This is a genomic window from Bradyrhizobium erythrophlei, from assembly GCF_900129505.1.
GTDB classification, from domain to species: domain Bacteria; phylum Pseudomonadota; class Alphaproteobacteria; order Rhizobiales; family Xanthobacteraceae; genus Bradyrhizobium; species Bradyrhizobium erythrophlei_D.
Genome location: NZ_LT670818.1, coordinates 9,066,725 through 9,092,247 on the forward strand (window position 1 = coordinate 9,066,725; position 25,523 = coordinate 9,092,247).

22 protein-coding genes and 1 tRNA gene are annotated in these 25,523 nt (G+C 63.0%); 14 read left to right on the forward strand and 9 right to left on the reverse strand.

What is annotated here, in order from left to right; genetic code table 11:
• Positions 1–197: 197 nt before the first annotated feature.
• A complete protein-coding gene (locus B5525_RS42905; RefSeq protein WP_079572549.1) occupies positions 198–782 on the reverse strand; it encodes a protein-S-isoprenylcysteine O-methyltransferase in 585 nt (194 codons plus the stop codon).
• Between the two features lie 5 nt (positions 783–787).
• Positions 788–2,020: a hypothetical protein gene (locus tag B5525_RS42910; RefSeq protein WP_154073764.1), complete on the reverse strand. Its 1,233-nt coding sequence runs from the start codon at positions 2,018–2,020 to the stop codon at positions 788–790.
• Positions 2,021–2,160: 140 nt separating this feature from the next.
• Here B5525_RS42910 and B5525_RS42915 point away from each other — a divergent pair, with 140 nt between their 5' ends.
• Positions 2,161–2,943: an SGNH/GDSL hydrolase family protein gene (locus tag B5525_RS42915; RefSeq protein ID WP_172900093.1), complete on the forward strand. Its 783-nt coding sequence runs from the start codon at positions 2,161–2,163 to the stop codon at positions 2,941–2,943.
• A gap of 1,092 nt (positions 2,944–4,035) precedes the next feature.
• On the opposite strand, the gene B5525_RS42925 is transcribed toward B5525_RS42915, so the two are convergent.
• Positions 4,036–4,110 (reverse strand) — tRNA-Gln (locus B5525_RS42925).
• Between the two features lie 307 nt (positions 4,111–4,417).
• Here B5525_RS42925 and B5525_RS42930 point away from each other — a divergent pair.
• Both B5525_RS42930 and B5525_RS42940 read left to right on the forward strand, forming a co-directional pair.
• Positions 4,418–6,196: an acyl-CoA dehydrogenase gene (locus B5525_RS42930; protein WP_079572555.1), complete on the forward strand. Its 1,779-nt coding sequence runs from the start codon at positions 4,418–4,420 to the stop codon at positions 6,194–6,196.
• 857 nt (positions 6,197–7,053) lie between these two features.
• Complete coding sequence (locus tag B5525_RS42940) at positions 7,054–7,503, forward strand: hypothetical protein (RefSeq protein WP_079572559.1); 450 nt, start codon at positions 7,054–7,056, stop codon at positions 7,501–7,503.
• 122 nt (positions 7,504–7,625) lie between these two features.
• Here the strand turns inward: B5525_RS42940 and B5525_RS42945 are convergent, their stop codons facing one another.
• Positions 7,626–8,573, reverse strand: coding sequence for a ring-cleaving dioxygenase (locus tag B5525_RS42945; RefSeq protein WP_172900138.1), 948 nt, complete (start codon positions 8,571–8,573; stop codon positions 7,626–7,628).
• A 136-nt stretch (positions 8,574–8,709) separates the two neighbouring features.
• Between B5525_RS42945 and B5525_RS42950 the strand changes: the two genes are divergently transcribed.
• The 7 genes from B5525_RS42950 (at position 8,710) to B5525_RS42980 (ending at position 17,129) form a co-directional block, all read left to right on the forward strand.
• The gene (locus B5525_RS42950; protein ID WP_079572561.1) at positions 8,710–9,471 is read left to right on the forward strand and encodes an enoyl-CoA hydratase-related protein; all 762 of its coding nucleotides are present in this window, start codon (positions 8,710–8,712) and stop codon (positions 9,469–9,471) included.
• Between the two features lie 191 nt (positions 9,472–9,662).
• Positions 9,663–11,333, forward strand: coding sequence for a bifunctional metallophosphatase/5'-nucleotidase (locus B5525_RS42955; protein WP_079572563.1), 1,671 nt, complete (start codon positions 9,663–9,665; stop codon positions 11,331–11,333).
• Between the two features lie 112 nt (positions 11,334–11,445).
• Positions 11,446–12,372, forward strand: coding sequence for a histone deacetylase family protein (locus tag B5525_RS42960; RefSeq protein ID WP_079572565.1), 927 nt, complete (start codon positions 11,446–11,448; stop codon positions 12,370–12,372).
• 70 nt (positions 12,373–12,442) lie between these two features.
• Positions 12,443–12,694, forward strand: coding sequence for an exodeoxyribonuclease VII small subunit (locus B5525_RS42965; protein ID WP_079572567.1), 252 nt, complete (start codon positions 12,443–12,445; stop codon positions 12,692–12,694).
• Positions 12,695–13,146: 452 nt separating this feature from the next.
• Positions 13,147–15,093, forward strand: a complete 1,947-nt coding sequence (gene dxs, locus B5525_RS42970) for a 1-deoxy-D-xylulose-5-phosphate synthase (protein WP_079572569.1) — start codon at positions 13,147–13,149, stop codon at positions 15,091–15,093.
• Positions 15,094–15,160: 67 nt separating this feature from the next.
• Positions 15,161–15,895 (forward strand): TlyA family RNA methyltransferase, encoded by a 735-nt coding sequence (locus B5525_RS42975; RefSeq protein ID WP_079574526.1) that lies wholly within the window; start codon positions 15,161–15,163, stop codon positions 15,893–15,895.
• Positions 15,888–17,129 carry a class I SAM-dependent RNA methyltransferase gene (locus tag B5525_RS42980; protein WP_079572571.1) on the forward strand — a complete coding sequence of 414 codons (1,242 nt, stop codon included), beginning with the start codon at positions 15,888–15,890 and terminating at the stop codon, positions 17,127–17,129. The genes B5525_RS42975 and B5525_RS42980 overlap by 8 nt, the downstream gene beginning before the upstream one ends.
• Position 17,130: 1 nt before the next feature.
• Here B5525_RS42980 and B5525_RS42985 read toward each other — a convergent pair whose 3' ends face one another.
• Positions 17,131–17,982 (reverse strand): DUF1194 domain-containing protein, encoded by an 852-nt coding sequence (locus B5525_RS42985; RefSeq protein ID WP_079572573.1) that lies wholly within the window; start codon positions 17,980–17,982, stop codon positions 17,131–17,133.
• A gap of 201 nt (positions 17,983–18,183) precedes the next feature.
• Here B5525_RS42985 and B5525_RS42990 point away from each other — a divergent pair, with 201 nt between their 5' ends.
• Together B5525_RS42990 and clpS are read left to right on the forward strand one after the other, a co-directional pair.
• Positions 18,184–19,065, forward strand: coding sequence for a cytochrome c (locus B5525_RS42990; RefSeq protein WP_079574527.1), 882 nt, complete (start codon positions 18,184–18,186; stop codon positions 19,063–19,065).
• A gap of 86 nt (positions 19,066–19,151) precedes the next feature.
• Positions 19,152–19,457: an ATP-dependent Clp protease adapter ClpS gene (gene clpS, locus B5525_RS42995; protein WP_079572575.1), complete on the forward strand. Its 306-nt coding sequence runs from the start codon at positions 19,152–19,154 to the stop codon at positions 19,455–19,457.
• 10 nt (positions 19,458–19,467) lie between these two features.
• Here the strand turns inward: clpS and B5525_RS43000 are convergent, their stop codons facing one another.
• From B5525_RS43000 to fabI, 4 genes are all read right to left on the reverse strand, one after another.
• Positions 19,468–20,652: an adenylate/guanylate cyclase domain-containing protein gene (locus B5525_RS43000; protein ID WP_079572577.1), complete on the reverse strand. Its 1,185-nt coding sequence runs from the start codon at positions 20,650–20,652 to the stop codon at positions 19,468–19,470.
• Positions 20,653–20,918: 266 nt separating this feature from the next.
• A complete protein-coding gene (aroC, locus tag B5525_RS43005; protein WP_079572578.1) occupies positions 20,919–22,007 on the reverse strand; it encodes a chorismate synthase in 1,089 nt (362 codons plus the stop codon).
• 228 nt (positions 22,008–22,235) lie between these two features.
• Positions 22,236–22,835, reverse strand: a complete 600-nt coding sequence (locus B5525_RS43010) for a histidine phosphatase family protein (RefSeq protein ID WP_079572580.1) — start codon at positions 22,833–22,835, stop codon at positions 22,236–22,238.
• A 150-nt stretch (positions 22,836–22,985) separates the two neighbouring features.
• Positions 22,986–23,804 (reverse strand): enoyl-ACP reductase FabI, encoded by an 819-nt coding sequence (fabI, locus tag B5525_RS43015; protein WP_079572582.1) that lies wholly within the window; start codon positions 23,802–23,804, stop codon positions 22,986–22,988.
• Positions 23,805–24,007: 203 nt separating this feature from the next.
• Between fabI and B5525_RS43020 the strand changes: the two genes are divergently transcribed.
• Both B5525_RS43020 and B5525_RS43025 read left to right on the forward strand, forming a co-directional pair.
• Positions 24,008–24,496 carry an RNA polymerase sigma factor gene (locus B5525_RS43020; RefSeq protein ID WP_079572584.1) on the forward strand — a complete coding sequence of 163 codons (489 nt, stop codon included), beginning with the start codon at positions 24,008–24,010 and terminating at the stop codon, positions 24,494–24,496.
• 93 nt (positions 24,497–24,589) lie between these two features.
• On the forward strand, positions 24,590–25,360 hold the full coding sequence (locus tag B5525_RS43025; RefSeq protein WP_079572586.1) for an anti-sigma factor family protein: 771 nt from the start codon (positions 24,590–24,592) through the stop codon (positions 25,358–25,360).
• Positions 25,361–25,523 lie beyond the last annotated feature (163 nt).

The following is a 25,523-nucleotide window of genomic DNA, read 5'->3' on the forward strand; positions in this document are numbered from 1 at the left end:
CTGTGAATAGGGGTAGCTTGGGATTCACCAATCGTCAGATAACCTGGCGCTCGCCACGGCAGCAACAAATAGAACGAGGAATTGGCGGTCCCGACAGCCGTTTTTTGTCAAATGTTGCGAAAATGGCACGGAATTTGAGGCGTTTGGATCCCGGTCGCTTTGTGGTCCCAAAGATCCAATATCTGTCAGAACCTACTTCAGAGTACCGACGGGAAGACCCGGCCAGTCCTCGCCATATACGCGCGATAGCTGTCGCCAAAGGTCTCTAACATCATTCGCTCTTCTCTTGCGACGCGGCCAAAGTACAAAACCGCGAAACCGGCCAGGCCCGCGAAGCCGGCAATCCAGTTAGGCAGCAGCAACGGCTGGGCGATAGCCCACAGCCAAAATGCCGAATACATCGGGTGTCGAACTCTCCGGTAAATCCCTTCCGTCACGAGTTTATGATTCTCCCGCACATCGAGACTGATCGACCAATTCCGTCCGAGCGCGCGATGCGTCAAGTGAAACATACCCAAAGCCGCAATCGCAAAGAAAAGTCCCAGCCAAGCGAACAAGGGATGAAAGCTGTAAGTTGCGAAACGAGGTATCGCTGTCGCTACGTAGACGAGCGGCACAAGTCCAAGCCCTGCGAGAGATATGAGCAGTAGCGCAGTTTCCGCGGGGCCGCGAGCGCTCCATACAATCCTTTCGCGGCGAGAACGCCGCGCGTACTTATAACGTATGAGGTACCAGCCGATCACCAAGGCAACGAAAATGACTTTTGAAATAGTGGGCGTCATTTGAATTAGGCCGTCGCGCCGGGACTTCCCAGCAGTTCGCTTTCTGACAGCGGCTCGCTTGCGATCAGTCCTCCGTCGTCAGCGATCATCGACACGGCGCCATCCGGGGCGAGCGTCTGGGATTTGGCTGAAATAGGTCCGCATGTGAGCATAAAGTAATCGTACGATGTTCGCCTATCATTTCCACTCACGAACTGGCAGTGCACGCGGAAGAAATTGAGGCGGATGCGTCGATACATGTCGTGGTCAAGCATTCGACTTAGTTTAACGACCCTGACGGTCGCTTCGTTTTCTGTCGATAAGCCCATTTCGGCCATTGGCCGGCTTTTGTAAAAGTTCAACGGGTCGATGAGGGCCTGATAGTCGCCCCAGAAGATCGCGCGCGACTTGGCGACGCGTTCCATCGTCGTGCGAAAGCGTATTGCCTTCGGGTGCAGGCCGACCTTGAGTATGGATGATCCAACGCTCAAGAATGTGACGGGAATTTTGTTCCGACCGAGTGCAGGGTCCAGCTTCAAGGCGCGATCAAGTAGGTCAACCGCAAGGACGGCGCCAAGACTGTGCCCTATGACCAAAATTTCGTCTGCGGCAAAGTTGCTCGCGGCAGCAACGAGCTCGGTGGCCAACCTGTCTAGCCTTTGCTCGATTTCCGAATTACCGCATCGAATATACTCGCGAGAAAAAATCCAATCGTCGAACAAGTCGCCCAGGTGCAGCCAACGCCACGGACCCGCCAAAACGGCTGCGAACCCGAAGAGACCGCCACCAGTAGCAATGGGAATTGATCCGGTGATTTTGAATGCAAACACGCCAATCAAGAAGGCGGCCGCGATGAGCAGTCCGAACATGACGAACGGATAGAGAAAGAAACCTGCGTAGCGCCAGTTGGTCAGCAAGTAACGCCAAAGAGTGCCGGCCAAAACGAAATCCAGAAACGCAAGAATGCCGACGGAAATGCGTGAGCCAATGCTTCGACGTCCGAAGGCCTCAATTACGTCGTGCCATCGGACCAGACGGTAATCGGTTTCGACTAGCCAATCGGGGCCGGTTGTCGTCACGTTCCATTGCATCTGATCGGCGGTATCATGCAAACCGTCAACGGCCGCTTTCACTGACCAGGTACGTTGGAACCTGGCAATTTCGCGCACAAAGCGTCGTTGCGCGCGGACATCTGACGTGATTGGATCATAGCCGCCAATATGGAATACCAGCCGCTTCGCTACAGGCTTTCCGGTCATGGTCTCACCCGCGACTATCCGCGGATTCATCGTGTTACTCGCTACCCACGCGTCAATCGACCTGTAATTCAAGGACATAGCGAAACGTCTGACGCCAAGGTTTGTCAAGAGAGAATCGACAGTTATTGGGGGAAGATGTGTTGACCTATTTTGCCCTCCGTACCCGAACCGCTCGAACAATAGCGTCGATCGGCGCGGCCTTGCTTATCGGATTGTCTGGCAGTGCTCCGTCTCAAGCACAGGACGAGTTATCATCTGCGGAGAGATGCCTTTCGGCAAATTTGAACATCTCGCTGGGTGCACAATTGCCCCGCACGGCGGCGCGTTTGAAATCTGGTGAGCCGCTAAAGATTGTAGCGATTGGATCATCGTCGACAGTGGGACTCTGGGTGCTTAGGTCCGCGGCCACATATCCGGAGGTGATGCGCCGAGAGCTCTCGAGACTTAGATCCAACGCCACGATCAAGGTCATCAACAGCGGTCGAATCGGCGATACGATTCCGAACAACATCGCACGCTTCGAGCGCGACGTTTTCGCGCACACGCCTGATCTCGTTGTCTGGCAATTAGGTACTAATGACGTCGCCTGGGGTGGCCGGCCGGACGAAGGGCTCAAAAAAAGCGTTTTTGAAGGGGTAAGGGCACTTAAGGCAGTGTCTTCGGACGTCGTGTTGATGGACCTGCAATATGCGCCACAGGTGCTCGCTTCAGCTAGCTACTCAACCATGGAGGGCATCATCATCGATGTCGCAAAACAGGAGAGGGTGGGGCTATTCTCTCGTTTTGCGCTGATGCGAAACTCGATCAATGCCGGGGTTGCGCAGAGCGCACTTGTAACGTTTGACGGATTGCACAACACCGCCGACGGTTATGATTGCATTGGACGAGCCCTTGCCCGAGCCATCTCAACTAGTGCGCGTTGACAGGCGTGGCTCGGCCGAATCGAAAGCTGCGCCTTCATGAGTTGGGCGCTGGTGGGCACAGCGGCGCCAAGCGTGCAGATGCCCGAGAACGCCAACAAGACCAATTCTCCTCGATGATCACCGACAGTCGCTCACAGTGGGTGACAGCAGTTCGAGCTGACGCTGTCAGGAAGTGCGCTCATGCACCATTACGTCAACGAACTTATTGACTTATTACTAGTGCTTTTCGCCGCGTGGATGGTGCTAGCCGTCATCTTTGTTATCTACGTATATTTCGCACGTCTTAAGTACCCGGTGAGCGAATCGGTCTTTGGACGTGTGGTCGTCATTTCCTTCTTAATCATAACCACGTCGATTTGGCTCCCGATTATTGTGGGCGCGCTAGCCCTATCGCTGATCGGTCATTTGTGGTCTCGCTTCAGGACAAAACCACGCGTCGACAGTGCTAACCGACACCGATCCTGCAGCGCCCCAGGTGGTGCTGATCGGCGAGGGTGATAACGTCCCTCAGGCGCCCCTCGATGCCGCCAACAACGTCGTCGCGCTCTCGGTGCGGACGCCCCCGAGAACAATCGAATCGCGATGCATGAGTCCGGAAGTGGCACTTTTCAGACCTCCCGCAATGTCCGCCCAATGGTCGCTATCGGGGGCAAAGCGGACGTCGCACGGACAGTTCATTTCGGTCGCAAGTGACCCCATTTCGGAACTCGCAACTTCTTGGGTGAAGTCCGGTCAGACCGCGGACCACTCTTAGGTTTGATATTGACTCACATCAAAAATAGCTTGGTGCGGCGTGTTAATCAGCAACATGGGGCGGCACCATTCGACAGTCATGGAGACGAGCAAATGGTTACAGCAGACGTCGAACCACGACAGGTCTTGTACGGTGCAGCTATGTGTCCGGTGCTGGGTCAACCGGCCCGTGACCAAAGGCTTTGACCCGACGCTACAAGCCTCAGCTCTTGTCTGATCTATTCGAAGTATCAAGATTTTCACCCCCACTTCGAAGGTGTCCGTTGGAGAAATTCTCTGGCCGCATTCAGAATGAAAAACAGACGTTTCAAGAAGCACCTGATTTCATTGGCTAAAAGCTGGCTGGGGCGGGAGGATTCGAACCTCCGTATGGTGGAATCAAAATCCACTGCCTTACCACTTGGCGACGCCCCAAAACCTGCCTGGAAACCGGCGGGACTGGCGTACCCGGCGGATTCCCTTTCGGCCCCGCCGGTCTATAGACGGAGCTGAACCATTTCAACAGGCTAGAGCCGGGAATTCGGGCGGAATCAGCCCCACATCCCCTCTCTCCATATTGAAGTGAATGTTGAAGTGACGCTTCACCGGAAATGCGACCCTTTTGGCCTCGAAAGGCCCTGTCTCCCGGTACCGCGGGGCTCGATTTAGGCGCCGGGAGAGTTGAGAGATCAACGGTTTCGTGGGAAGACCTCGCACTCCCCGCTAGCTGCGAGACCCCGCCATGACCTACCGTGCGCCGATCAACGACATGCTGCTGGCCCTCAACCATGGCGCCGGTCTCGACGCCGCCGTGAAAGCCGGCCATTACGGCGATTTCGACGCCGACATCACCGCGGCCGTGCTGGAGGAAGCCGGCAAATTCGCCGCCGACGTGCTGGCGCCGCTCAACCGCGTCGGCGACGAGCACGGCATCACGCTCGACGCCGGCAAGGTCACCACCGCGCCCGGCTGGCCCGACGCCTACAAGCGCTGGACCGCGGGGGGCTGGAATGCGGTGTCGGGACCCGAGGCATTCGGCGGCCAGGGCCTGCCGCTCGCGATCAATGCGGCCTGCACCGAAATCTGGAGTTCGTCGAACATCGCCTTCGGCCTGTGCCCGCTCTTGACGCTGAGCGCCATCGAGGCGCTCGAGGCCCATGGCAGCGACGAATTGAAGAAAATCTATCTGGCCAAGCTGATCTCCGGCGAATGGCCCGGCACCATGCAGCTCACCGAGCCGCAGGCCGGCTCCGATGTCGGCGCGCTGCGCACCCGCGCCGAGCGCGCGCCGGACGGCAGCTACCGGATCAAGGGTACAAAAATCTTCATCACCTATGGCGATCACGATATGAGCGACAACATCGTTCATTTCGTACTGGCGCGATTGCCCGATGCGCCCGCGGGCACCAAGGGGATTTCGCTGTTCCTGATTCCGAAATTCCTGGTCAACGCCGACGGCTCGCTGGGCGCGCGCAACGACATCTTTGCCAGCGGCATCGAGCACAAGCTCGGCATGCACGCGGCGCCGACCTGCACCATGACCATGGGCGATCGTGGCGGCGCGATCGGCTATCTGATCGGCGAGGAAAACCAGGGCATGCGCTGCATGTTTACGATGATGAACCAGGCCCGGCTCGGCGTCGGCCTCGAGGGCGTCGGCATCGCCGACCGCGCCTATCAGCAGGCGCTGGCCTACGCGCAGGAGCGCCGCCAGGGCCGCGCCGCCGGCAAGCCCGGCAACGAAACCGACCCCATCATCGTGCATCCCGACGTCAAGCGCATGCTGATGCAGATGCGCGCGCTCACCGCGGCGTCGCGCACCATCTGCTACGCCACCGCGGTCGCGCTCGATATCTCCGTGCGCGCCAAGGATCCCGAGACCCGCGCGCTGGCCGCGGCCCGCGGCGCGCTGCTGACGCCGATCGCAAAGGCGTTTTCCACCGACATCGGCAACGAGGTCACTTCGCTCGGCGTGCAGGTCCATGGCGGCATGGGCTTTATCGAAGAAACCGGCGCCGCCCAGCATTACCGCGATGCCCGCATCACCGCGATCTACGAGGGCACCAACGGCATCCAGTCGATCGACCTGGTGACGCGCAAGCTCGCCGCCAATGGCGGCGCGTCGGTGTGGGCGCTGCTGGATGAACTCTCCGATATCGTCAAGCGGATCGAAATTTCCAACGATCCGGCATTCGGCACCACCGGCACCAAACTGCGCGATGCGCTGGGCGCGCTCGACCGCGCCAGCCGATGGCTGCTCGAGCGCGTCACCTCGGCGCCGAACGACGCGCTCGCCGGTGCAACGCCTTACTTGCGGCTGTTCGGCTCGGCGATCGGCGGCTGCATGCTGGCGAACGAAGCGCTGGCCGCGCGCGATCTCGGCGAGGGCGATTCCTCCCGTTACATCACGCTGGCACGGTTCTTCGCCGAAAACATCTCGGTGCAGGCGACTTCGCTGGAACGCACGGTGATCGACAGCGCCGAGGCGGTGAACGGCGCGGACGCGGTGCTGCTGGGGTAGGGAGTCGCGCGGCGCCCGGCGCCCTGCACTGGCTGTCATGCCCCGCGCATGCGGGGCATCCAGTACGCCGCGGCTTCTCGATTCCATCGCTGCCGCCGCGGGGTACTGGATCATCCGCTTTCGCGGATGATGACGACTGAGGGCGTAGCGCGCTCCATCAGCGTCATTGCGAGCGCAGCGAAGCAATCCATCTCTCCGCCCAAAGAAAGAATGGATTGCTTCGCTGCGCTCGCAATGACGGCCTCCAGACATGCGTATAATTCCCGCCGCGCAATGCGCTCGAGGTGTTGATGTAACTTCCGCCCCAAAAGAGGGCGCAGGGAATGCCGGGCGTCCGATGCGCCCGATAGCCGCGTGTGCAATGAGTGTGGTAGAACGCACACGCGTTGTCAGGTCACACCGGGAAACACCCGGCATTCCCCGCGCAATGGTTTTACGGCTTATGTCGTACTCTCCCCGGCGATCGGGCTTTCTTGTCACCGTCACCCGCGAGAAGCGTGGTTCTCCCGGGCTTGACGCCGGCGTCGAGGCGTCAGGACCATACGATTTTGCCGTCCGCATCCGGAGCTGTTCGTCAAGAGCGCCAACGCGGCCACCGCATCCCGCCCCGCGTCCGTGACGATCGCGAGCCGCCCCTCTGTGGGACGGGACGATGCGCATATAGAACTGATTTGGTCTTTCGGAAAACCAGAATATTTTTTCAAAAGGGGCTGGACAGAGGCCGTCGAAAACAACCAGGTGATTTGCCCGTCGGGTCCCGATCACGCCGCGAAATGACAGCAACGAGGGAACTTTGGGTCTGCCTTGCAGGTTCTCTTGCTGGCTGACTTGAACAGCCGGGACAGGATCACCCTTCCATGAGCCGCGCACAGTCTGCTTCGATCTTCTTTCAGGGATGGACGACGAGCCGGGCAGCACTGGTGAGCCTTGCGCTGCTTTGTCTTCCGGCATCCCCTGCGCGGGCCCAGGACGCCGGCGTCAGCGGCATTCCGCCGGGGCCGGGCAATGTCAACGGGCTCAACGGCTCGATCCGCGATCCCAGCGGCATCGGCAACGCGGCCAAAATACCGGCGCTGCCGTCCCCAAGAATTGCGCCCGTGCCCGTGCCGACCCTTTCGCCGTCAGCCGGCTATCGATCGTTCTCTCCGGCCGCTTCCTATCGGCCGCTCCACGTCCGACGCGCGGTGAAGGGCAAGCGAACCCGAGTTGCGACGACCAAATCGCACCGCGCGGCGGCCAAGGCGCATGTGAGCGACGAAGAGAAGCGGATCGACCGCAAGGTCATCAGCATCTGCAGGGGATGCTGAGGGCTTTACGCGTCATTGCAGCCCAAACTTCGTAGGGTGGGTTAGCGAAGCGTAACCCACCACAAGTGCACAGCGCGGTGACAAGACGGTGGGTTACGCTTCGCTAACCCACCCTACGCAACCTACCCGATCGGCTTCAGCCCCGCCTCGATCTGCGCCCGCCTCGCTTCCAAAAACGGCGGCAGCGCCAGTTTCTCGCCGAGCGTCTCCATCGGCTCGTCGGTCGCGAAGCCCGGGCCGTCGGTGGCGATCTCGAACAGGATGCCGTTGGGCTCGCGGAAATACAGGCTGCGGAAATAGAAGCGGTCGATCTCGCCGGAGTTGCGGATGCCGACTTCGTTCAGCCGCTGGGTCCAGGCGTGATACTGCGCCTCGTCGGGCGTGCGGAATGCGACGTGATGCACGGCGCCCGCGCCCTGCCGCGCCGGCGGCACATCTTTTTGTTCGAGCACATGCAGCTCGGCCGCGGGACCGCCCTCGCCCATCGCGAACACGTGAATATGCGCCCCGTGCGCGGCGTAGTCGCGCACCCGACGCATGTTCATGACCCCGGTCAGCGCCATCTCGGTCGAAGCGAGGTCGTGCACGGTGAGCACGATCGGGCCGAGACCTCGGATCTGGTTTTCTTCCGGCACCGTACTGCGCTCCCAGGGTGAAGCCGCGCCCTCGCCGCCATCGTCGACCAGCACCAGGCGTTGCCCCTCGCCGTCCTCGAACGGCAGGGTCAGCCGGCCGTCGACCTCGACCACCTCGCCGGTCACGCCGCCCGCCTGCTTCAGCCGATCGCGCCAGAACCCGAGGGCTTTTTCGCCGGCGACGCGCAAGCCGGTCCGCGAAATCGAGTTGGTTCCGCGCAACTCGGGTGCGGCCGGAAAATCGAAGAAGGTAAGATCGGTTCCGGGGTTGGCCTTTCCGTCCGCGTAGAACAGATGATAGGCGCTGACATCGTCCTGGTTGACCGTCTTCTTGACCAGCCGCATACCGAGCAGGCCGGTATAAAACGCCAGGTTTTCGCGCGGTTTGGCGGAAATAGCAGTCAGATGGTGAATTCCGGTTAACTGCATCGTGATCCCCCCATGCGCGTCAATCAGCCACCGTGGAAACCGGCCTCGGCCGGCTTGGAGCGCCGCGCGGATGATGTAGGGTATGTCTTGAAGACTCGCCAGCGGCAGCGCTTGCCGCTTGTCACGCCTCAAGGACCGCATCATGCCCGGCCACCTGATAGTCACCGACGACGACGCGACACGGGTGATCACGCTGCGACGGCCGGAAAAAAAGAACGCCATCACCCAGGACATGTACCGCGCGATGAGCGACGCCATCGACACCGCGCAGAACAATCCGAAGATCCGCTGCCTGATCATAACCGGCGGCTCCGGCGTGTTCACCGCCGGCAACGACCTGGAGGATTTTCTGAAAGACGGCACCTCCAATACCGACGCGCCGCGGGCGTCCAACGCCACCAAATTCCTTTATTCGCTCGCCCACAACGTCAAGCCGATCATCGCCGCGGTCGACGGCGTCGCGATCGGCATCGGCACCACCATGCTGTTCCATTGCGATTACGTGCTCGCCAGCAAGACCGCGACATTCTCTACGCCGTTCATCCATCTGGGGCTGGTGCCGGAAGGCGCCTCCAGCCTGCTGATGCCGCGCACCATGGGCTATCAGCGCGCCTTCGCCACGCTGGTGATGGGCCGCACGATGGACGCCGACGATGCCCACCTCGCCGGTTTCGTCAACGTCGTGGTGTCGCCGGGTCACACCGAAGCCGAGGCGCGCAAGGTGGCGCGGGAAATCTGCGCGCTGCCGGCCGAAGCGGTGGCGATCTCGCGCAAGCTGCTGCGCCCACCGCCCGAGGACCTGACCCGCCGGATCGACCAGGAGGGCCATCTGTTCGGCGAACGGATGCGCTCCAAGGAGGCGGTGGCCGCGTTCAAGGCGTTCTTCTCGCGCAAGAAGGCGTGAACGCGGCTTTCTTGAAATCGTCGTGCAACCACTTTATCCCGAGAGTACCACCGAAAATCTCACATCGTCATTGCGAGCGCAGCGAAGCAATCCATCGTGCATTAAAAAAGAAAGGTGGATTGCTTCGTCGCTTTCGCGCCCTTGCGCAAACGCTTCGCGTTTGTCGCAGGCAATGACGAGGAAATAGCCTCATGAACCATCCGCTACGGTCATTCCTCTCAGCTTTGACGCTGATCCTCGCCCTTGAGCCATCCTCGCATGCCTGCGCCCAGACCGCGCCGGTCGACGTCCGGATCCTCGCCATCAACGATTTCCACGGCAATCTCCGCCCGCCGCCGGGCGGGATTCAAATTGCCGATCCCGGCGACAAAACCAAGAAGATAGCGGTGCCGGCCGGCGGCTCCGAGGCGATGGCGACCCTGGTCAGGCAGTTGCGCGAGGGGCACGACAACACGATCTTTGTCGCGGCCGGCGACCTGATTGGCGCCAGCCCGTTGCTGTCGGCGATGTTTCACGACGAGCCGACCATCGAGTCGATGTCGATGATGGGGCTGGAATTATCCGCGGTCGGCAATCACGAATTCGACGAGGGCAAGGACGAACTGCTGCGGATGCAAAACGGTGGCTGCCATCCCGTTGACAAATGCCAGGGGCCGCATCCGTTTCCCGGCGCCCGATTTCACTACCTCGCCGCCTCCACCTTCGACACCAAAACCGGCAAGACCATCTTCCCGCCCTACGAAATCAAGCAGTTCGGCGGCATTCCCGTCGCCTTCATCGGCCTGACCTTGAAAGGCACGCCCGGCATCATCTCGCCCGAGGCCGCCGCCGGTCTGGAATTCCGCGACGAGGCCGATACCGTGAATGCGCTGATCCCGGAGCTGAAAGCGCGGGGCGTCGAGGCCATCGTCGTCCTGATCCACGAAGGCGGCATTCCCTCCGGCGATTACAATGAATGCCCCGGGATTTCCGGGCCGATCGTCGATATCGTCAAGAAATTCGACAAGGCGGTCGACGTCGTGATCAGCGGCCACACCCACCGCGCCTATGTCTGCGAGATCGACGGACGGCTGGTCACCTCGGGCGACAAATTCGGCACTCTCGTCACCGCGATCGATCTGAAGCTCGATCCCGTCACGCGCGACGTCATCAGCGCCAGGGCCGACAACGTCATTGTCCGCACTGGCGCACTCGCAAAAGACCCCGAACAGACCGCGCTGCTTGCCGCTTACGATGAGGTCGCCGCCCCGATCGCCAACCGAAAGGCGGGGTCGATCACCGAGACGCTGTCGCGGATCCCCAATGATGCCGGCGAGAGCCCGCTCGGCGACATCATCGCCGATGCCCAGCTGGCCGCGACCAGCCGTGATACCGACGGCGTCGCCGTGATCGCCTTCACCAATCCGGGCGGCGTCCGAACCGACATTCCCAGGAAAGAGGACGGCACGGTCACCTACGCCGACCTGTTCGCCAGCCAGCCGTTCCGCAATCAGCTGGTCACGCTGACGCTGACGGGAGCGCAGATCAAGAACATGCTGGAGCAGCAGTGGCTCGACCCGAAGCGGCCGCGGATCCTGCAGCTCTCGAAGGGTTTCAGCTATGTCTGGGATGCCGCGAAACCGTATGGCGAGCACGTGATCGCCGACCGCATGGCGCTGAACGGGCAGCGCATCGATCCCGCGGCGAGCTACCGCGTCACCGTGAACAATTATCTCGCGCTCGGGGGCGATGGCTTTACCGTGCTGAAGGACGGCACCGCGCCGCGGTTCGGCTCTTACGACGTCGATGCCCTCTACGCCTATTTCCAGGCCCATGGCCCAGTCTCGCCCGCGCCGACCGATCGCATCACGCGGCTGAACTGAAATGCCGGCCGATATCGGCCGTTGGGCCCTTTCCGGGAAGCCGGCGAACCCCTAAATTGGCCGCAAATCAGGGGTTTCTCGAAAGTGCGCCTTCAGGCGCCACGGACAATGCATGACACTTCTTCTAACCCACCCGGCCTTTCTCGACCACGAGACGCCTCCGGGACACCCGGAGCGCGCCGACCGGCTGCGCGCGGTCAATCAGGTGCTTGCGCGGGAGAGCTATGCGAGGCTGGAGCGCGGCGAAGCGCCGGTCGGCGACCTCGATCTGGTCACGCTCTGCCACAACGAACATTACGTCGAGGAGCTGCGGCACATCGCGCCGGCAAGCGGCATCGTCTATATCGACGGTGACACCTCGATGTCGCCGGGCACCTGGGAAGCGGTCATGCGCGGCGTCGGCGGGGCGGTCGCGGCCACCGACGCGGTGATGTCCGGCACCCACAACAACGCGTTCGTGGCGGTGCGGCCTCCCGGCCATCATGCCGAGATCAACAAGTCGATGGGCTTTTGCTTCTTCGACAACGTCGCCATTGCCGCGCGCCACGCCCAGCGCAAATACGGGATCGGGCGCGCCGCCATCGTCGATTTCGACGTCCATCACGGCAACGGCACCCAGGATATCTTCTGGGCCGATCCGACCGTGATGTATTGCTCGACCCACCAGATGCCGCTGTTTCCCGGCACCGGCGCCGCCGGCGAACGCGGCGAGCACGACACCATCGTCAATGCGCCGCTGGCCTCGGAAGACGGCGGCGCCAAGTTCCGCGCCGCCTTCGAAAACGTGATCCTGCCGCAGCTGAAGAAATTCAGCCCGGAACTGATCATCGTCTCGGCCGGCTTCGACGGGCATTATCGCGATCCCCTGGCCTCGCTCAATCTCAAGGCTGAGGATTTCGGTTGGGTCACGCAGCAACTGCTTGATGTTGCCGAGACGACGGCCGGCGGCCGGTTGGTGTCGGTGCTGGAAGGCGGCTATGATCTGCAGGGCCTGCAGGAATCGGTCGCCGCCCATGTCACCGCATTGATGGGCGCGTGAAATCGCGCCACAATAAGCCGCATAGCTGTCTCTGATTCCGCCACCGGCGTGGCGCATCCTGGAAAACATTATGGCCGAGAATACCCAACCTGACGTCAAGAAGCTGAGTTTCGAGCGCGCGCTCGAGGAGCTTGAATCGATCGTCAAGCGGCTGGAAGACGGCAAGGTGCCGCTGGAGGAATCGGTCGCCATCTACGAGCGTGGCGAGTCCCTGAAACGCCGCTGCGAGGAACTGCTGCGGCAGGCGGAGGCCCGCGTCGACAAGATTACCACCGACGCGTCGGGCCAGGTCACCGGCACCGAACCGCTGGACGTTCAATAACCGGCAACATTCAGCAAAATTAAGCGAATTCGGCCTCCAGTTCCTCATAGCTGGCGAGCCGCCGATGGCCGGCCTGATGCCGCCAATGCAGGCGGGCTGGAACCAAAGCCCGCCGTCAGGGTTACCATCCGCCCGAATGCCACCGGTTCCATGGCACTCTATGGTGCCCAATGGGTTGGCTTTAACCGCCGGTTTGGTGTAAAGGTCTCGACACTATGGGCTGTCGAAAGCGGCCTGGTGCCAGTTTATGACGTCAGTAACCGCTTCAAAAGCTTGGGGAAAATGGCTGGGAAGGGTGAAGCCGCCGAAGGTGATGCAGATCACATTGACCGACCCGGAACGCATCTAGGCTGCCATCTCAGGCTTCGGCCTACTCAGGTGACGTCCGGCGTCCGGGTTATCGCTGCGCTGAGATAGCGCATCCCATGTTCCGTCGGGCGGCTTTTCCCGACATGCAAAATTGGAATATCGCCGTGACCGTATTCAGTAAGACGCCGCTTCTCGACACCATCCGAACTCCCGAGGATCTGCGCAAGCTCAAGGTGGAACAGGTTCAGCAGGTCGCCGACGAGCTGCGCCAGGAAACCATCGATGCGGTTTCAGTGACCGGCGGCCATTTCGGCGCCGGCCTCGGCGTCGTGGAACTGACCACGGCGATCCATTACATCTTCGACACCCCGCGCGACCGGCTGATCTGGGACGTCGGACATCAGGCCTATCCGCACAAGATCCTGACCGGCCGCAGGGACCGCATCCGCACGCTGCGCACCGGCGGCGGGCTGTCCGGATTCACCAAGCGCACCGAGAGCGATTACGATCCGTTCGGCGCCGCCCACTCCTCGACCTCGATTTCCGCCGGCCTCGGCATGGCGGTGGCGCGCGACCTCTCCGGCGGCACCAACAACGTCATCGCCGTGATCGGCGACGGCGCGATGTCCGCCGGCATGGCCTATGAAGCCATGAACAATGCCGGCGCGATGAATTCCCGCCTGATCGTCATCCTCAACGACAACGACATGTCGATTGCACCGCCGGTCGGCGCGATGAGCGCCTATCTGTCCCGGCTCTACTCCGGCAAGACCTACCGCTCGCTGCGCGAGGCCGCCAAACAGATCAACAAGCGTCTGCCGAAGGTGCTGGCCGACCGCGCCAACCGTGTCGAAGAATATTCGCGCGGCTTCATGGTCGGCGGCGGCACGCTATTCGAGGAGCTCGGCTTCTATTATGTCGGCCCGATCGACGGCCATAACCTCGATCACCTCCTGCCAGTCCTGAAGAACGTCCGCGACATGAAGGACGGCCCGATCCTGGTCCACGTCGTGACGCAAAAAGGCAAAGGCTACGGCCCGGCGGAAGCCTCGGCCGACAAGTATCACGCCGTCGTCAAGTTCGATGTCGCCACCGGCACGCAGGCAAAGTCAAAACCGAACGCGCCCTCCTACCAGAACGTGTTCGGCCAGAGCCTCGTCAAGGAAGCCGAAAAGGACGACAAGATCGTCGGCATCACCGCGGCGATGCCGTCGGGCACCGGCATCGACATCTTCAACAAGGCCTTCCCCAACCGCACCTTCGACGTCGGCATCGCCGAACAGCATGCGGTGACGTTTGCAGCGGGTCTCGCCACCGAAGGCTACAAGCCGTTCTGCGCGATCTATTCGACCTTCCTGCAGCGCGGCTACGACCAGGTCGTGCACGACGTGGCGATCCAGAGCCTGCCGGTGCGCTTCGCGATCGACCGCGCGGGCCTGGTCGGTGCCGACGGCGCGACCCATGCCGGTTCGTTCGACAACGCCTATCTCGGCTGCCTGCCCAATTTCGTCATCATGGCGGCCTCCGACGAAGCCGAACTGGTGCACATGGTCGCCACGCAGGTCGCGATCAACGACCGCCCGAGTGCGCTGCGCTATCCCAGAGGCGAAGGCCGCGGCGTCGAGATGCCGGAAGTCGGCATTCCGCTCGAGATCGGCAAGGGCCGCATCGTCCGCGAGGGCACCAAGATCGCGCTGTTGTCGTTCGGCACGCGTCTGGGCGAATGCGAGAAGGCGGCCGACGAACTGGCCGCGCATGGCCTGTCCACCACGATCGCGGATGCGCGCTTCATGAAGCCGCTCGACGTCGACATGGTGCTGAAACTGGCGCGTGACCATGAAATCCTGCTCACCATCGAGGAAGGCGCGATCGGCGGCTTCGGCTCCCACGTCATGCAGGTGCTGGCCGAGCACGGCATGCTCGACGGCGGCCTGCGGATGCGCGCGATGGTGCTGCCCGACGTGTTTCTCGACCACGACTCGCCGGGCGCGATGTATGCCCGCGCCGGCCTCGACGCCAAGGGCATCGTCGCCAAGGTGTTCGAAACCCTCGGCAAGGACTTCAAGGTCGAAACGGTGAAGCTGGCCTGAGGCTCGAGGCCGCCAGCCGGCCTGGCCGCAGCCCATCCCGTTGAAGCAAGCCAAGGGCGAGAAGGCCATGCCCCCTCCCCGCAAGCGCGCCGATGTCCTTTTGGTCGAACGCGGCCTGTTCGAGAGCCGGGCGCGGGCGCGGGCCGCCATCGAGGCCGGGCTCGTGGTGGCCGACGACAGACTGGTGGCAAAACCTTCGGAGACCATCGCCGCCGACGCCGTATTGCAGGCGCAGCCCGCGCATCCCTTTGTCTCGCGCGGCGGCGTCAAGCTTTCCGGCGCGCTGGAACAGTACCCGATTGCCATCGAGGGCCACGTCTGTTTGGACGTCGGCGCCTCGACCGGCGGCTTCACCGAGGTGCTGCTCGCCAACGGCGCTGCCATCGTGTTTTCGATCGATGTCGGACGCGGGCAGTTGCATCCGTCGCTGCGCGGCCATGCCAGGATCGTTTCCATGGAAGAGACCGACATCCGCGATTTCGAGGGCAAGCGCTTAGCCGCGCGGCCGGACATCGTCGTCATCGACGTCAGCTTCATCTCGCTGAAAGCCGTGCTGCCGGTCGCGCTGTCGCTGGCGGCGGCCCCAATGCATCTGCTGGCGCTGATCAAGCCGCAATTCGAGGCGGCGCGAAAACATTCCAAGCGCGGCATCATCCGCAACGCGATGGTGCATCAGGAAATCTGCGACGACATCGCAGGCTTCGCGGCACAGCTCGGCTGCACCGACATCAAGGTGTTTCCGTCGTCCATTACCGGCGGCGACGGCAATATCGAATTCTTCCTCGGCGCCCGCCGTGGTTGAGCGTCTCCTCATCGATCACGTCGGGCATTTCGGCGACGGCGTCGCGCTGGGCGGCGGCGGCAACGTCTATGTGCCGTACACGCTGGGCGGCGAGACCGCCGAGGTGGAAGCAGTGCCGGGCCGTCATCCCGACCGGCGGCGCCTGCTCGCGGTCGAGCACGCGAGCTCCGAGCGGATCACGCCGTTCTGCCAGCATTTCGGCGTCTGCGGCGGCTGCGCGATCCAGCACTGGGAAGCCGAACCCTACCGCGCATGGAAGCGCAATCTCGTGGTGGAGACGCTGGCGCAGGCGAAGCTCGAATGCGACGTCGATCCGCTGATCGACGCCCATGGCCGGGGACGGCGGCGGATCACGCTGCACGCGCGGATGGGCACGCATGACATACTCAAGGTCGGCTTTGCCGCGGCCCATTCCCACGACATCATTCCGGTCGACCATTGTCCGATCCTCGATCCCGGCCTGAACGGCGCATTGGAGGCGGCGTGGGCAATCGCCGAACCGCTGGGGCCGACGGCAAAACCGCTCGACATCCAGATCACCGCCACCGAGACCGGTCTCGACGTCGACGTGCGCGGCTCCGGACCGTTGCCGACCAGGATGATCACCTCGCTGTCGCGCCTGGCCGAGCAACACCGGCTGGCGCGGCTGACGCGCCACGGCGAGCTGGTGCTGATGCGCACGCCCCCGTCGATCATGATCGGCACGGCGCGCCTGACCTTGCCGCCGGGCTCTTTCCTGCAGGCGACCGCCGCCGGCGAGGAAGCACTGGCGGCGCTGGTCGGCGCGCACTGCAAGCGCGCCAGGCATATCGCCGATCTGTTCTGCGGGGTCGGCCCGTTTGCGCTTAGGCTGGCGGCGCATTCGAAAGTTTCGGCGTTCGACAGCGAGACGAACGCGGTCGCAGCGTTGCAGAAGGCGGCACAGGCGACGTCGGGATTGAAGCCGGTCAAGGCCGAGGCCCGCGATTTGTTCCGGCGCCCGCTGGTGCCGCAGGAACTGCGCGATTACGACGCTGTCGTGTTCGATCCGCCGCGCCAGGGCGCGCAGGCGCAAGCCACCCAATTGGCGGCCACCAGGATTCCGCTGGTCGTCGCGGTGTCCTGCAACGTCGCGACCTTCGCGCGCGACGCAAGGATCCTGGTCGGCGGCGGCTATCGGCTGGACGCAGTGACCCCGGTCGACCAGTTCCGCCACACGGCGCATGTCGAACTGGTGGCGAAGTTTACGAAGTGATTTAGCGCCCCCAGCGGTCCTGCCAGATCTTCTCGCCGATCATGCAGGACACCCGCGGCTCCTTATCGGTCACCGGGACCATCCGGCGTTCGGGCGTTCTTCCCGCCACTTCGAGCAAAAGCTTGGAGCGGATCGCTTCCTTGAACTTTTCGCGGTCCTTGATCGAGACTACGAAGGAACCGGGCCCGCCGATCACGCAGTCCTCGTAATAGAAATCGAGATTGTCGATGTCCATGGTCGAATAAGACGGCTCCTTCACCATGATCGGCAGGCCGTTGATGATGATGCCCTTCTCCAGCGCCGCGTCGCGCGCTACGGTCACGGGGCCGCCATTGTTGTTGGGCCCGTCGCCGGAAATATCGATCACGCGCCGCAGGCCGTGATACGGATCCTCGTCGAACAGCGGCAGCGCGAAATTGATCGCACCCGAGATCGAGGTGCGCGACGCGCGGCGGATCGGCGTCTTCAGGATCTCTTCGGCGACGGCGTCGGCAGTTTCCGGCCCATCGATCAGCCGCCAGGGAATGATGATCTTCTGGTCGCTAGAGGCCGCCCACTCGAAATAGGTCACCGAGATCTTGCCGTTGGGCAGGCTTTTCAGCGCCTGCAGGAACTCCTTGGAGACGATCGCCTGCGCGTAGCCTTCGCGCTGGATCGCGAGTTCATCCATGTCCATGGAGTAGGAGACGTCGACGGCGAGGATCAGTTCGATATCGACGGATGCCGCGGCCTGTTTCTGTGCCGATTGCGCCGACAGTTCCGTTTTGGAGCCGGGCGCGGCGAACCCCGCGACGTCGCCGCCGGCCATCGCGCCCGCGACAAGCACCGCCCCGATCGAGACATACCAGCGCATCGCTGCCCTCCCGTCGTAAGCCTGTGATGGTGACACGCAAATTGGGCGTGGAAAAGCAGGAACATGCGCTCAGCTTCACATTCAAGTTAGCGGAGGCCGCCTTGACCTCACAAAGCCGTCCGCCTCGCCGGCGGCAAACGCTGCAGGCTTTGCGGGCGCCGGTTGGCCATGCAATACAGATTCCTCGAACGGAGGGGCATCATGTTTCGGATCGGCATCGCGTGCTGCGCCGTGCTGTTAGCTGTCAGTGGCCGCGCGACGGCTCAATCCTCCGCCGAGCGCGGCAGCTATCTCGTCAACACCATCATGGCCTGCGGCAACTGCCACACGCCCCGCGATGGAGACGGCAGGCCCGTCGCCGGCCGGGCCCTTTCCGGCGGCGGCCTGAAATTCACGACGCCGGCCTTCATCGCCACCGCGCCGAACATCACGCCCGATGTCGAAACCGGCATCGGAAGCTGGAGCGACGCTGAGATCAAGCGCGCGCTGGTCGAAGGGATGCGCCCGGATCACGGCCGCCTCGCCGGCGTGCCGCTGGCCGCGATCATGCCGGCCAATTTCTACCGGGCGCTGCTGCCGGACGATCTCGATGCCATCATCGCCTATCTTCGCACCGTCGAGCCGGTCCGCAACCAGGTCCCCGATCCCGTCTACAAGGCGCCGGTGCACCGCGAAGGCTATCCCGACGCCGAGGCCGGATTCGATCAAGCGATGTTTGCCGATCCGGTCAAGCGCGGCGCCTATCTCGTCACGATCGGCCATTGCATGGAGTGCCACTCCGCCCGGGCGGGCGGCAACTCCGATTATCGGAATGGACTGGGTCGCGGCGGCAGGGTATTTCCGCCGCGCGACGGCGCTCCGGAGGGAACGCCGCCCAGCGTCGCCGCCAACATCACGTCCGATCCGACCGCCGGGATCGGCGGCTGGACCGATCAGGAAATCGGCCGCGCCATCACCCATGGAATTGCGCGCGACGGGCAGACGTTGAAGCCGCCGATGGCGTTCGCCTATTATGGCGGGCTGAAAGAAGCCGATCTCGCCGATATCATCGCCTATCTGCGCACCGTGCCGCCGCTGCAATGAAGCCATCGCGAGACGGTCGGTTCCAAGGCGGGCCGGGAAGTTGTATTCTGACCGAGACAACCTGACGCGCAGAAGGTGCTGCTGGAATGATCGACGCCGTCACCAAGCCCAAAACCAAGGTCAAGACCAAGACCGAACGGCCCAAGCTTCACAAAGTCATCCTCGTCAACGACGACTTCACGCCGCGCGAATTCGTCGTCACCGTCCTGAAGGCCGAGTTCCGCATGACCGAGGACCAGGCCCACAAGGTCATGATCACCGCGCACCAGCGCGGCGTCTGCGTGGTTGCCGTGTTCACCAAGGACGTGGCCGAGACCAAGGCGACCCGGGCCACCGACGCCGGCCGCGCCAAGGGTTATCCGCTGCTGTTCACCACCGAGCCCGAGGAATAGCGGGCGGCGTTCAACCGGCCGGCGCTTCGTCCGCCAGGCCGTAGACCCGCTCGGCCTTCGAAAATCCCGCGATCGGAAATTCGCCGAGGTCGCTCCAGCCGCCGTCGCAGATGCCGGCAAAACCTTCCGAGGCCACGATGGTTCGGCTGAGCCGGCCGGCGATCTTTTCCAGGCGCGCCGCTAGATTGACGGCGGGGCCGATGCAGGTGAAGTCGAGCCGGTTGCCGCCGCCGATATTGCCGTAGAGGATTTTGCCGACATGCAGCGCGACGCCGAAGCGAAAACGCTCGACGGCTTCTCCGACCGGATAGTTCATGGCGTCGACGCTGGCGCGGGATTCCCGCGCGGCTTCGAGCACCTGGCTGCAAACCCGGCGAATGTCGCCGTCCGCTTCGGCGATCGGAAACACCGCGAGCAGCCCGTCGCCCATGAACTTCAGCACCTCGCCGCCATGGTTCCTGATCGCCGGTACCTGGCAGTCGAAGTAAAGATTGAGAATATCCACCACGGTCTCGGCCGGCAGCCGGTCGGACAGCGCGGTGAAGCCGCGCAAATCCGACAGCCAGATCGCGGCATGCATCGTCTCGGTGTGGCCGCGCCTGATCTGGCCGCCGAGAATGCGCTCGCCGGCGCGGTTGCCGACATAGGTATCGAGTAAAATCGAAGCCTTGCGACGATGGTTCGTGACTTCGACGAGACGGGCCAGCGGCGGCATCAGGGATCGCAGACCGTTCAATTGTTCGTCGCTGAAGCCGCCCGGCTCCTTGGTGGTCCAGCTCGTGGCGTGAACCGTGCCGTCGGTCGAAAGCAGCGGCAGCGCGATATAGTCGGTGACGCCTTCGGCGCGCATCTCGTCGAGAAACGGAAAGCGCCTGCTTTCGGGATCGTCGATGCGATGCCTGACTTCCCTTGCCTCGCCAAACACGATCGCGAGCGGGCTGTGCTGAAATCGCGGCGAATCCAGCAGATCGAAATCCGCGGTCCCGGCGACGACTTCCTCGCCCGGCTTCCAGATGAAATTGAGGCCGAGAATATCGGGATGCAGCGTGCGAACGAAGATGCCGACCCGCCACAGCGGCAAGCCGGCCCGCACCAGCCGCTCGCAGATTTCCGCCACCATCAAAGGCGGATCGACGACGGACCGCGCGCCGTCGATCAGCCAGTCGGCGATCTTCCTGAGATCCTGCGGGTTCATGGGATGCGTATTTGCGGCCCAGTTTCAGGAAACGTCAAGGCGATAGGAACGCCTCAAAGCCGTCATCGCCGGGCTTGACCGCGGCGATCCATCTTCTTCGGAAAAAGCCTTTCGTGAAGATTGATGGATTGCCGGGTCAAGCCCGGCAATGACGTCGCTCTGGCGGTGGCCCGTAGCCTGGATGGAGCGCAGCGCAATCCGGGAATGAATTGACACCGGCGCCGGGATTACGCTTGCGCTCCATCCGGGTTACGCTGCTGCAAAGCCTACCCGCCCACCTGCCCGCGATGCCTGAGGAAATGATCGGCCAGCACACAGGCCATCATGGCTTCGCCGACCGGCACCGCGCGGATGCCGACACACGGGTCGTGGCGGCCTTTTGTGAGAATCTCGGTGTCGGCGCCGCCGCGATCGACGGTGCGGCGCGGCGAAAGGATCGACGAGGTCGGTTTCACCGCAAAACGCGCGACCACCGGCTGGCCGGTGGAGATGCCGCCCAGGATTCCGCCGGCATGGTTGGACAGGAAGCTGACGCCCTGGTTGCCCATCCGCATTTCGTCGGCGTTTTCCTCGCCGGTGAGTTCAGCCGCACCAAAACCGGCGCCGATCTCGACGCCCTTCACCGCGTTGATGCTCATCAGCGCTGCGGCGAGATCCGCATCGAGTTTTGCATAAATCGGCGCGCCGAGGCCTGCCGGCACGCCTTCGGCCACGATCTCGAGCACCGCGCCGATCGACGAACCGCTCTTGCGGATGCCGTCGAGATAGCTTTCGAAGAATGCGGCCCTATCCTTGTCGGGGCAGAAGAACGGATTGCGCGCGATCTCGTCCCAATCCCACTTCTCGCGATCGATCTTGTGCGGACCCATCTGCACCAGTGCGCCGCGCACGGTGACGCCGGGAAGGATCTTGCGCGCGATGGCGCCGGCCGCGACGCGCGTCGCAGTTTCGCGCGCGGATGAACGTCCGCCGCCGCGATAGTCGCGCAGGCCGTATTTGGCCTCATAGGTGAAGTCGGCATGGCCGGGGCGAAACTTGTCCTTGATCTCCGAATAATCCTTGGAGCGCTGGTCGGTGTTCTCGATCAATAGCGCGATCGGCGTGCCCGTCGTCACCTGCACGCCGGTCTCGGGATGCGCCATCACGCCGGACAGGATTTTTACCGCATCCGCCTCCTGGCGCTGGGTGGTGAAACGCGACTGGCCGGGACGCCGGCGATCGAGATCGTGCTGGATGTCCTCGACCGCGAGCGGTAACAGCGGCGGGCAGCCGTCGACCACGCAGCCGATCGCAACCCCGTGGCTTTCGCCGAATGTCGTGACCCGGAACATGTGGCCGAAGGTGTTGAAGGACATCGCGTGCCGCTCGGTCGTCGGACGTGGAAATGCTGACTGTCGTAACGCGGGGCATCCGGCGGGTCAAATAAGACCTGAATCAGAGTGCGCCGTCATCATTCGAAGGCGGATGATCCAGTATTCCCGGTCTTGCGTCTCTCCACCGGCGCGGAATACTGGATGCCCGCCGGAGCCTGTCATCGGGCGGCCATCCGGCCGACCCGTTGGCGGGCATGACGGCAAATGGGGTTAACTATACTTCGACAATCCGCCGTCGACGAACACGTAAACCGCGCCCTGCTCGATGGTCAGGTCGGCGGCGCTGTCAGGCGTCTCGATGCCGAGCGCCACCATCAGCGCCCGCGCGGTGCCGCCATGGGCCACCGCGACGGTATCTTCCGTCAGTTGCTGGTACCAGTCGGTCACCCTCGCCTGCACCGCGACATAGCTCTCGCCGCCCGGCGGCGCCACGGTCCATTTCTCGGTCTGACGCTTCGCAAAGAGCTCGGGGTCCTTTTCTTGCGCTTGAGGCAAGGTCGAGCCTTCCCACTGGCCATAAGCGATCTCGCGCAGGCGGCCGTCGATCGCGTATTGATCTGAGGGCAGCTTCAGGCTTTCCCGTACCAGTTCCATGGTGGAGCGGGCGCGCACCAGCGGACTGGCGACGAACGCAAGCGAGGTCTCGCTGCGGCCATCGCGCGCAAAGCGATCGGCGAGGATGATACCGGCCCTGGCGGCCTGCCTGCGGCCGAGATCGTTGAGCGGAATATCCTGCGTGCCCTGCAGCCGGCCCAGCGCGTTCCACTCGGTCTCGCCATGGCGAATGTAATAGATCGTCGGCACGAACATGAGAGCTCTAAACGTCCACTCGTCGTCATTGCGAGGAGCCAACGGGTCGCGCAAATGCGCGCCCGATGATAAACTCCGCAACGAAGCAATCCAGCTTTCTTGCTTGTTGCCCGATGGATTGCTTCGCTTCGCTCGCAATGACGGATGCAATCAATCCTTCGCCAGCGAAATATCCGGCGCGTCGGGGCGCTTCATGCCGACGACGTGGTAGCCGGAATCGACATGATGCACTTCGCCGGTGACGCCGCGCGACAGGTCGGAGAGCAAATACAGCGCGCTGTCGCCGACTTCCTCTGTCGTCACCGTGCGGCGCATCGGGGCGTTGTATTCGTTCCACTTCAGGATATAGCGGAAATCGCCGATGCCGGACGCGGCCAGTGTCTTGATCGGTCCCGCCGAGATCGCGTTGACGCGAATGTTCTTCTCGCCGAGATCGGCGGCGAGATAGCGCACGCTGGCCTCGAGTGCGGCTTTTGCCACTCCCATCACGTTGTAATGCGGCATCCACTTCTCGGCACCGTAATAGGTCAGCGTCACGATCGAGCCGCCATCGACCAGCAACTTCTCTGCGCGCTGCGCGATCGCGGTCAGCGAATAGCAGGAGATCAGCATGGTCTTGGAAAAATTGTCGGCGGTAGTTTCGAGATAGCGGCCGTCGAGCTGGTCCTTGTCGGAGAACGCGATCGCATGCACCACAAAGTCGATCTTGCCCCATTTCTCCCGGAGCACGTCGAACACCGCATCGATGGTCTTGGGATCGGTGACGTCGCAATGGCCGAGCAGGGTGCCGCCGAGTTCCTTCGCCAGCGGCTCGACCCGCTTCTTCAGCGCGTCGCCCTGCCAGGTCAGCGCGATTTCCGCGCCCGCCGCGTGGCAGGCCCTGGCGATGCCCCAGGCGATCGAGCGGTTGTTGGCAACCCCGAGGATCACCCCGCGCTTGCCCTGCATCAGACCCGAACTTTGCGCCATTTACGTTTCCCATCACGCTTGATCTGATCTGGAGGTACACCAGCCCTCCCGGCCGGTACAGCCCAAATCCGTCCCCAATTTAGGCGGTTTCTTCCTCCCCCTTAACTGCCGGAATAGTGGCGCCATTTCGGTGTTATGCTGTGGACGAGGCGTTCGCGCTACCGAACCTGGACGCCGGCCGACCAACCCAAGATCGGGCGTCAATGACCGCGTTTCGCCAGAGCGTCGAAGCCATGATTCCGGCCTTGCGCCGCTATGCGCGCGCGCTGACGCGGGACGCGGATACAGCCGACGATCTGGTGCAGGACACGCTGGTGCGGGCGCTGCGGTCGGAACGGCTGTTTCTCGGAGGCGACGTCAGGAGCTGGCTCTACACCATCCTGACCAACCTCAACAAGAATCGGCGGCGGTCGCTGGCGCGGCGGCCGCAATTCATGCCGCTGCTCGACAACAACCCCGACGCCAGCGGAACCGAGGCGGAAGGACGCGACATCGCCCGCGCGCTGGCGACATTGGTGGAGGAACAGCGCGCGGTGTTGCTCTTGGTGATGCTGGAAGGCCTGAGCTACCGCGAGGTCGCCGACATCCAAAGCGTGCCGATCGGCACTGTCATGTCGCGCCTCGCCCGCGCCCGTGCCCATGTGAAGGCCGCCCTCGAGGGTGAGCGCCCGGCGCTGCGGCGGGTGAAGTGATGGCAGGCATTGTGCATATCGACAGGCATAGCGATGATGCGACGAATTGCGTGAACGTGCTTTTTTGATTGAGACTGGACAGAGACAACGCCCATGACCGACCTCCGGATTCCCGTCACCGAAGACGAGCTGCACGCCTATGTCGACGATGAATTGCCGGCGGAGCGTCGTGGCGATGTCGAGACGTGGCTGTCGGCGCATCCTGACGACGCCGAGCGGGTGCGCTCATGGCGCGAGATGGCCGAGACACTGCACGCGCGTTACGATTCCGTCGCCGACGAGCCGGTGCCGCAGCGGCTTTCGATCGACCGGCTGGCGCGAGAGCCGCGCAAATGGATGTACGGCGCCATCGCCGCCACGCTGCTGGCGTTCATCGCCGGCGGCGGCACCGGCTGGCTGGCGCGGGGCGTTGCCGCCTCGCCGTCGACGTTCCAGAATTTTACCGTGGACGCGCTCGACGCGCACCGGCTCTACGTCGTCGAGGTGCGCCATCCCGTCGAGGTGCCCGGCAGCGAACGCACGCATCTGCAGCAATGGCTGACCAAGCGCTGCGGCTGGGACGTCCGCGCGCCGGAATTGGGCGCAACCGGATTGAAGCTGGTCGGCGGACGGCTGTTGCCGGGGCCGACCGGGCCGGCATCGTTCCTGATGTATGAGAGCGCCTCGGGCGAGCGCTTCACGGTCTACACCGCGCGCGCGAAGTCGGAGACCACGCAGATGCGCTACGCCAAACAGGACAACGACGGCGCGCTGTTCTGGGCCGACAACGGCGTGGGCTATGTGGTCAGCGGCGGCAGCGACCGCGATCGCCTGACCCAGGTGGCGCGGCTGGTCTACGACCAGACCGAAAAGACCGGCGGGTGAGCCAGTTTGTAGCCCTGATGCAGCGAAACGACATTCGGGAAGACCGCTGAACGCGCGGTGATCCCGGGATTGCGCTTCGTTGCATTCGGGCTACAGGGGCAAAAAAAACCGGCGGATGATCAGGGTCAACGCCGTTGTCCCAATTAGGACATCGAAAATCTGG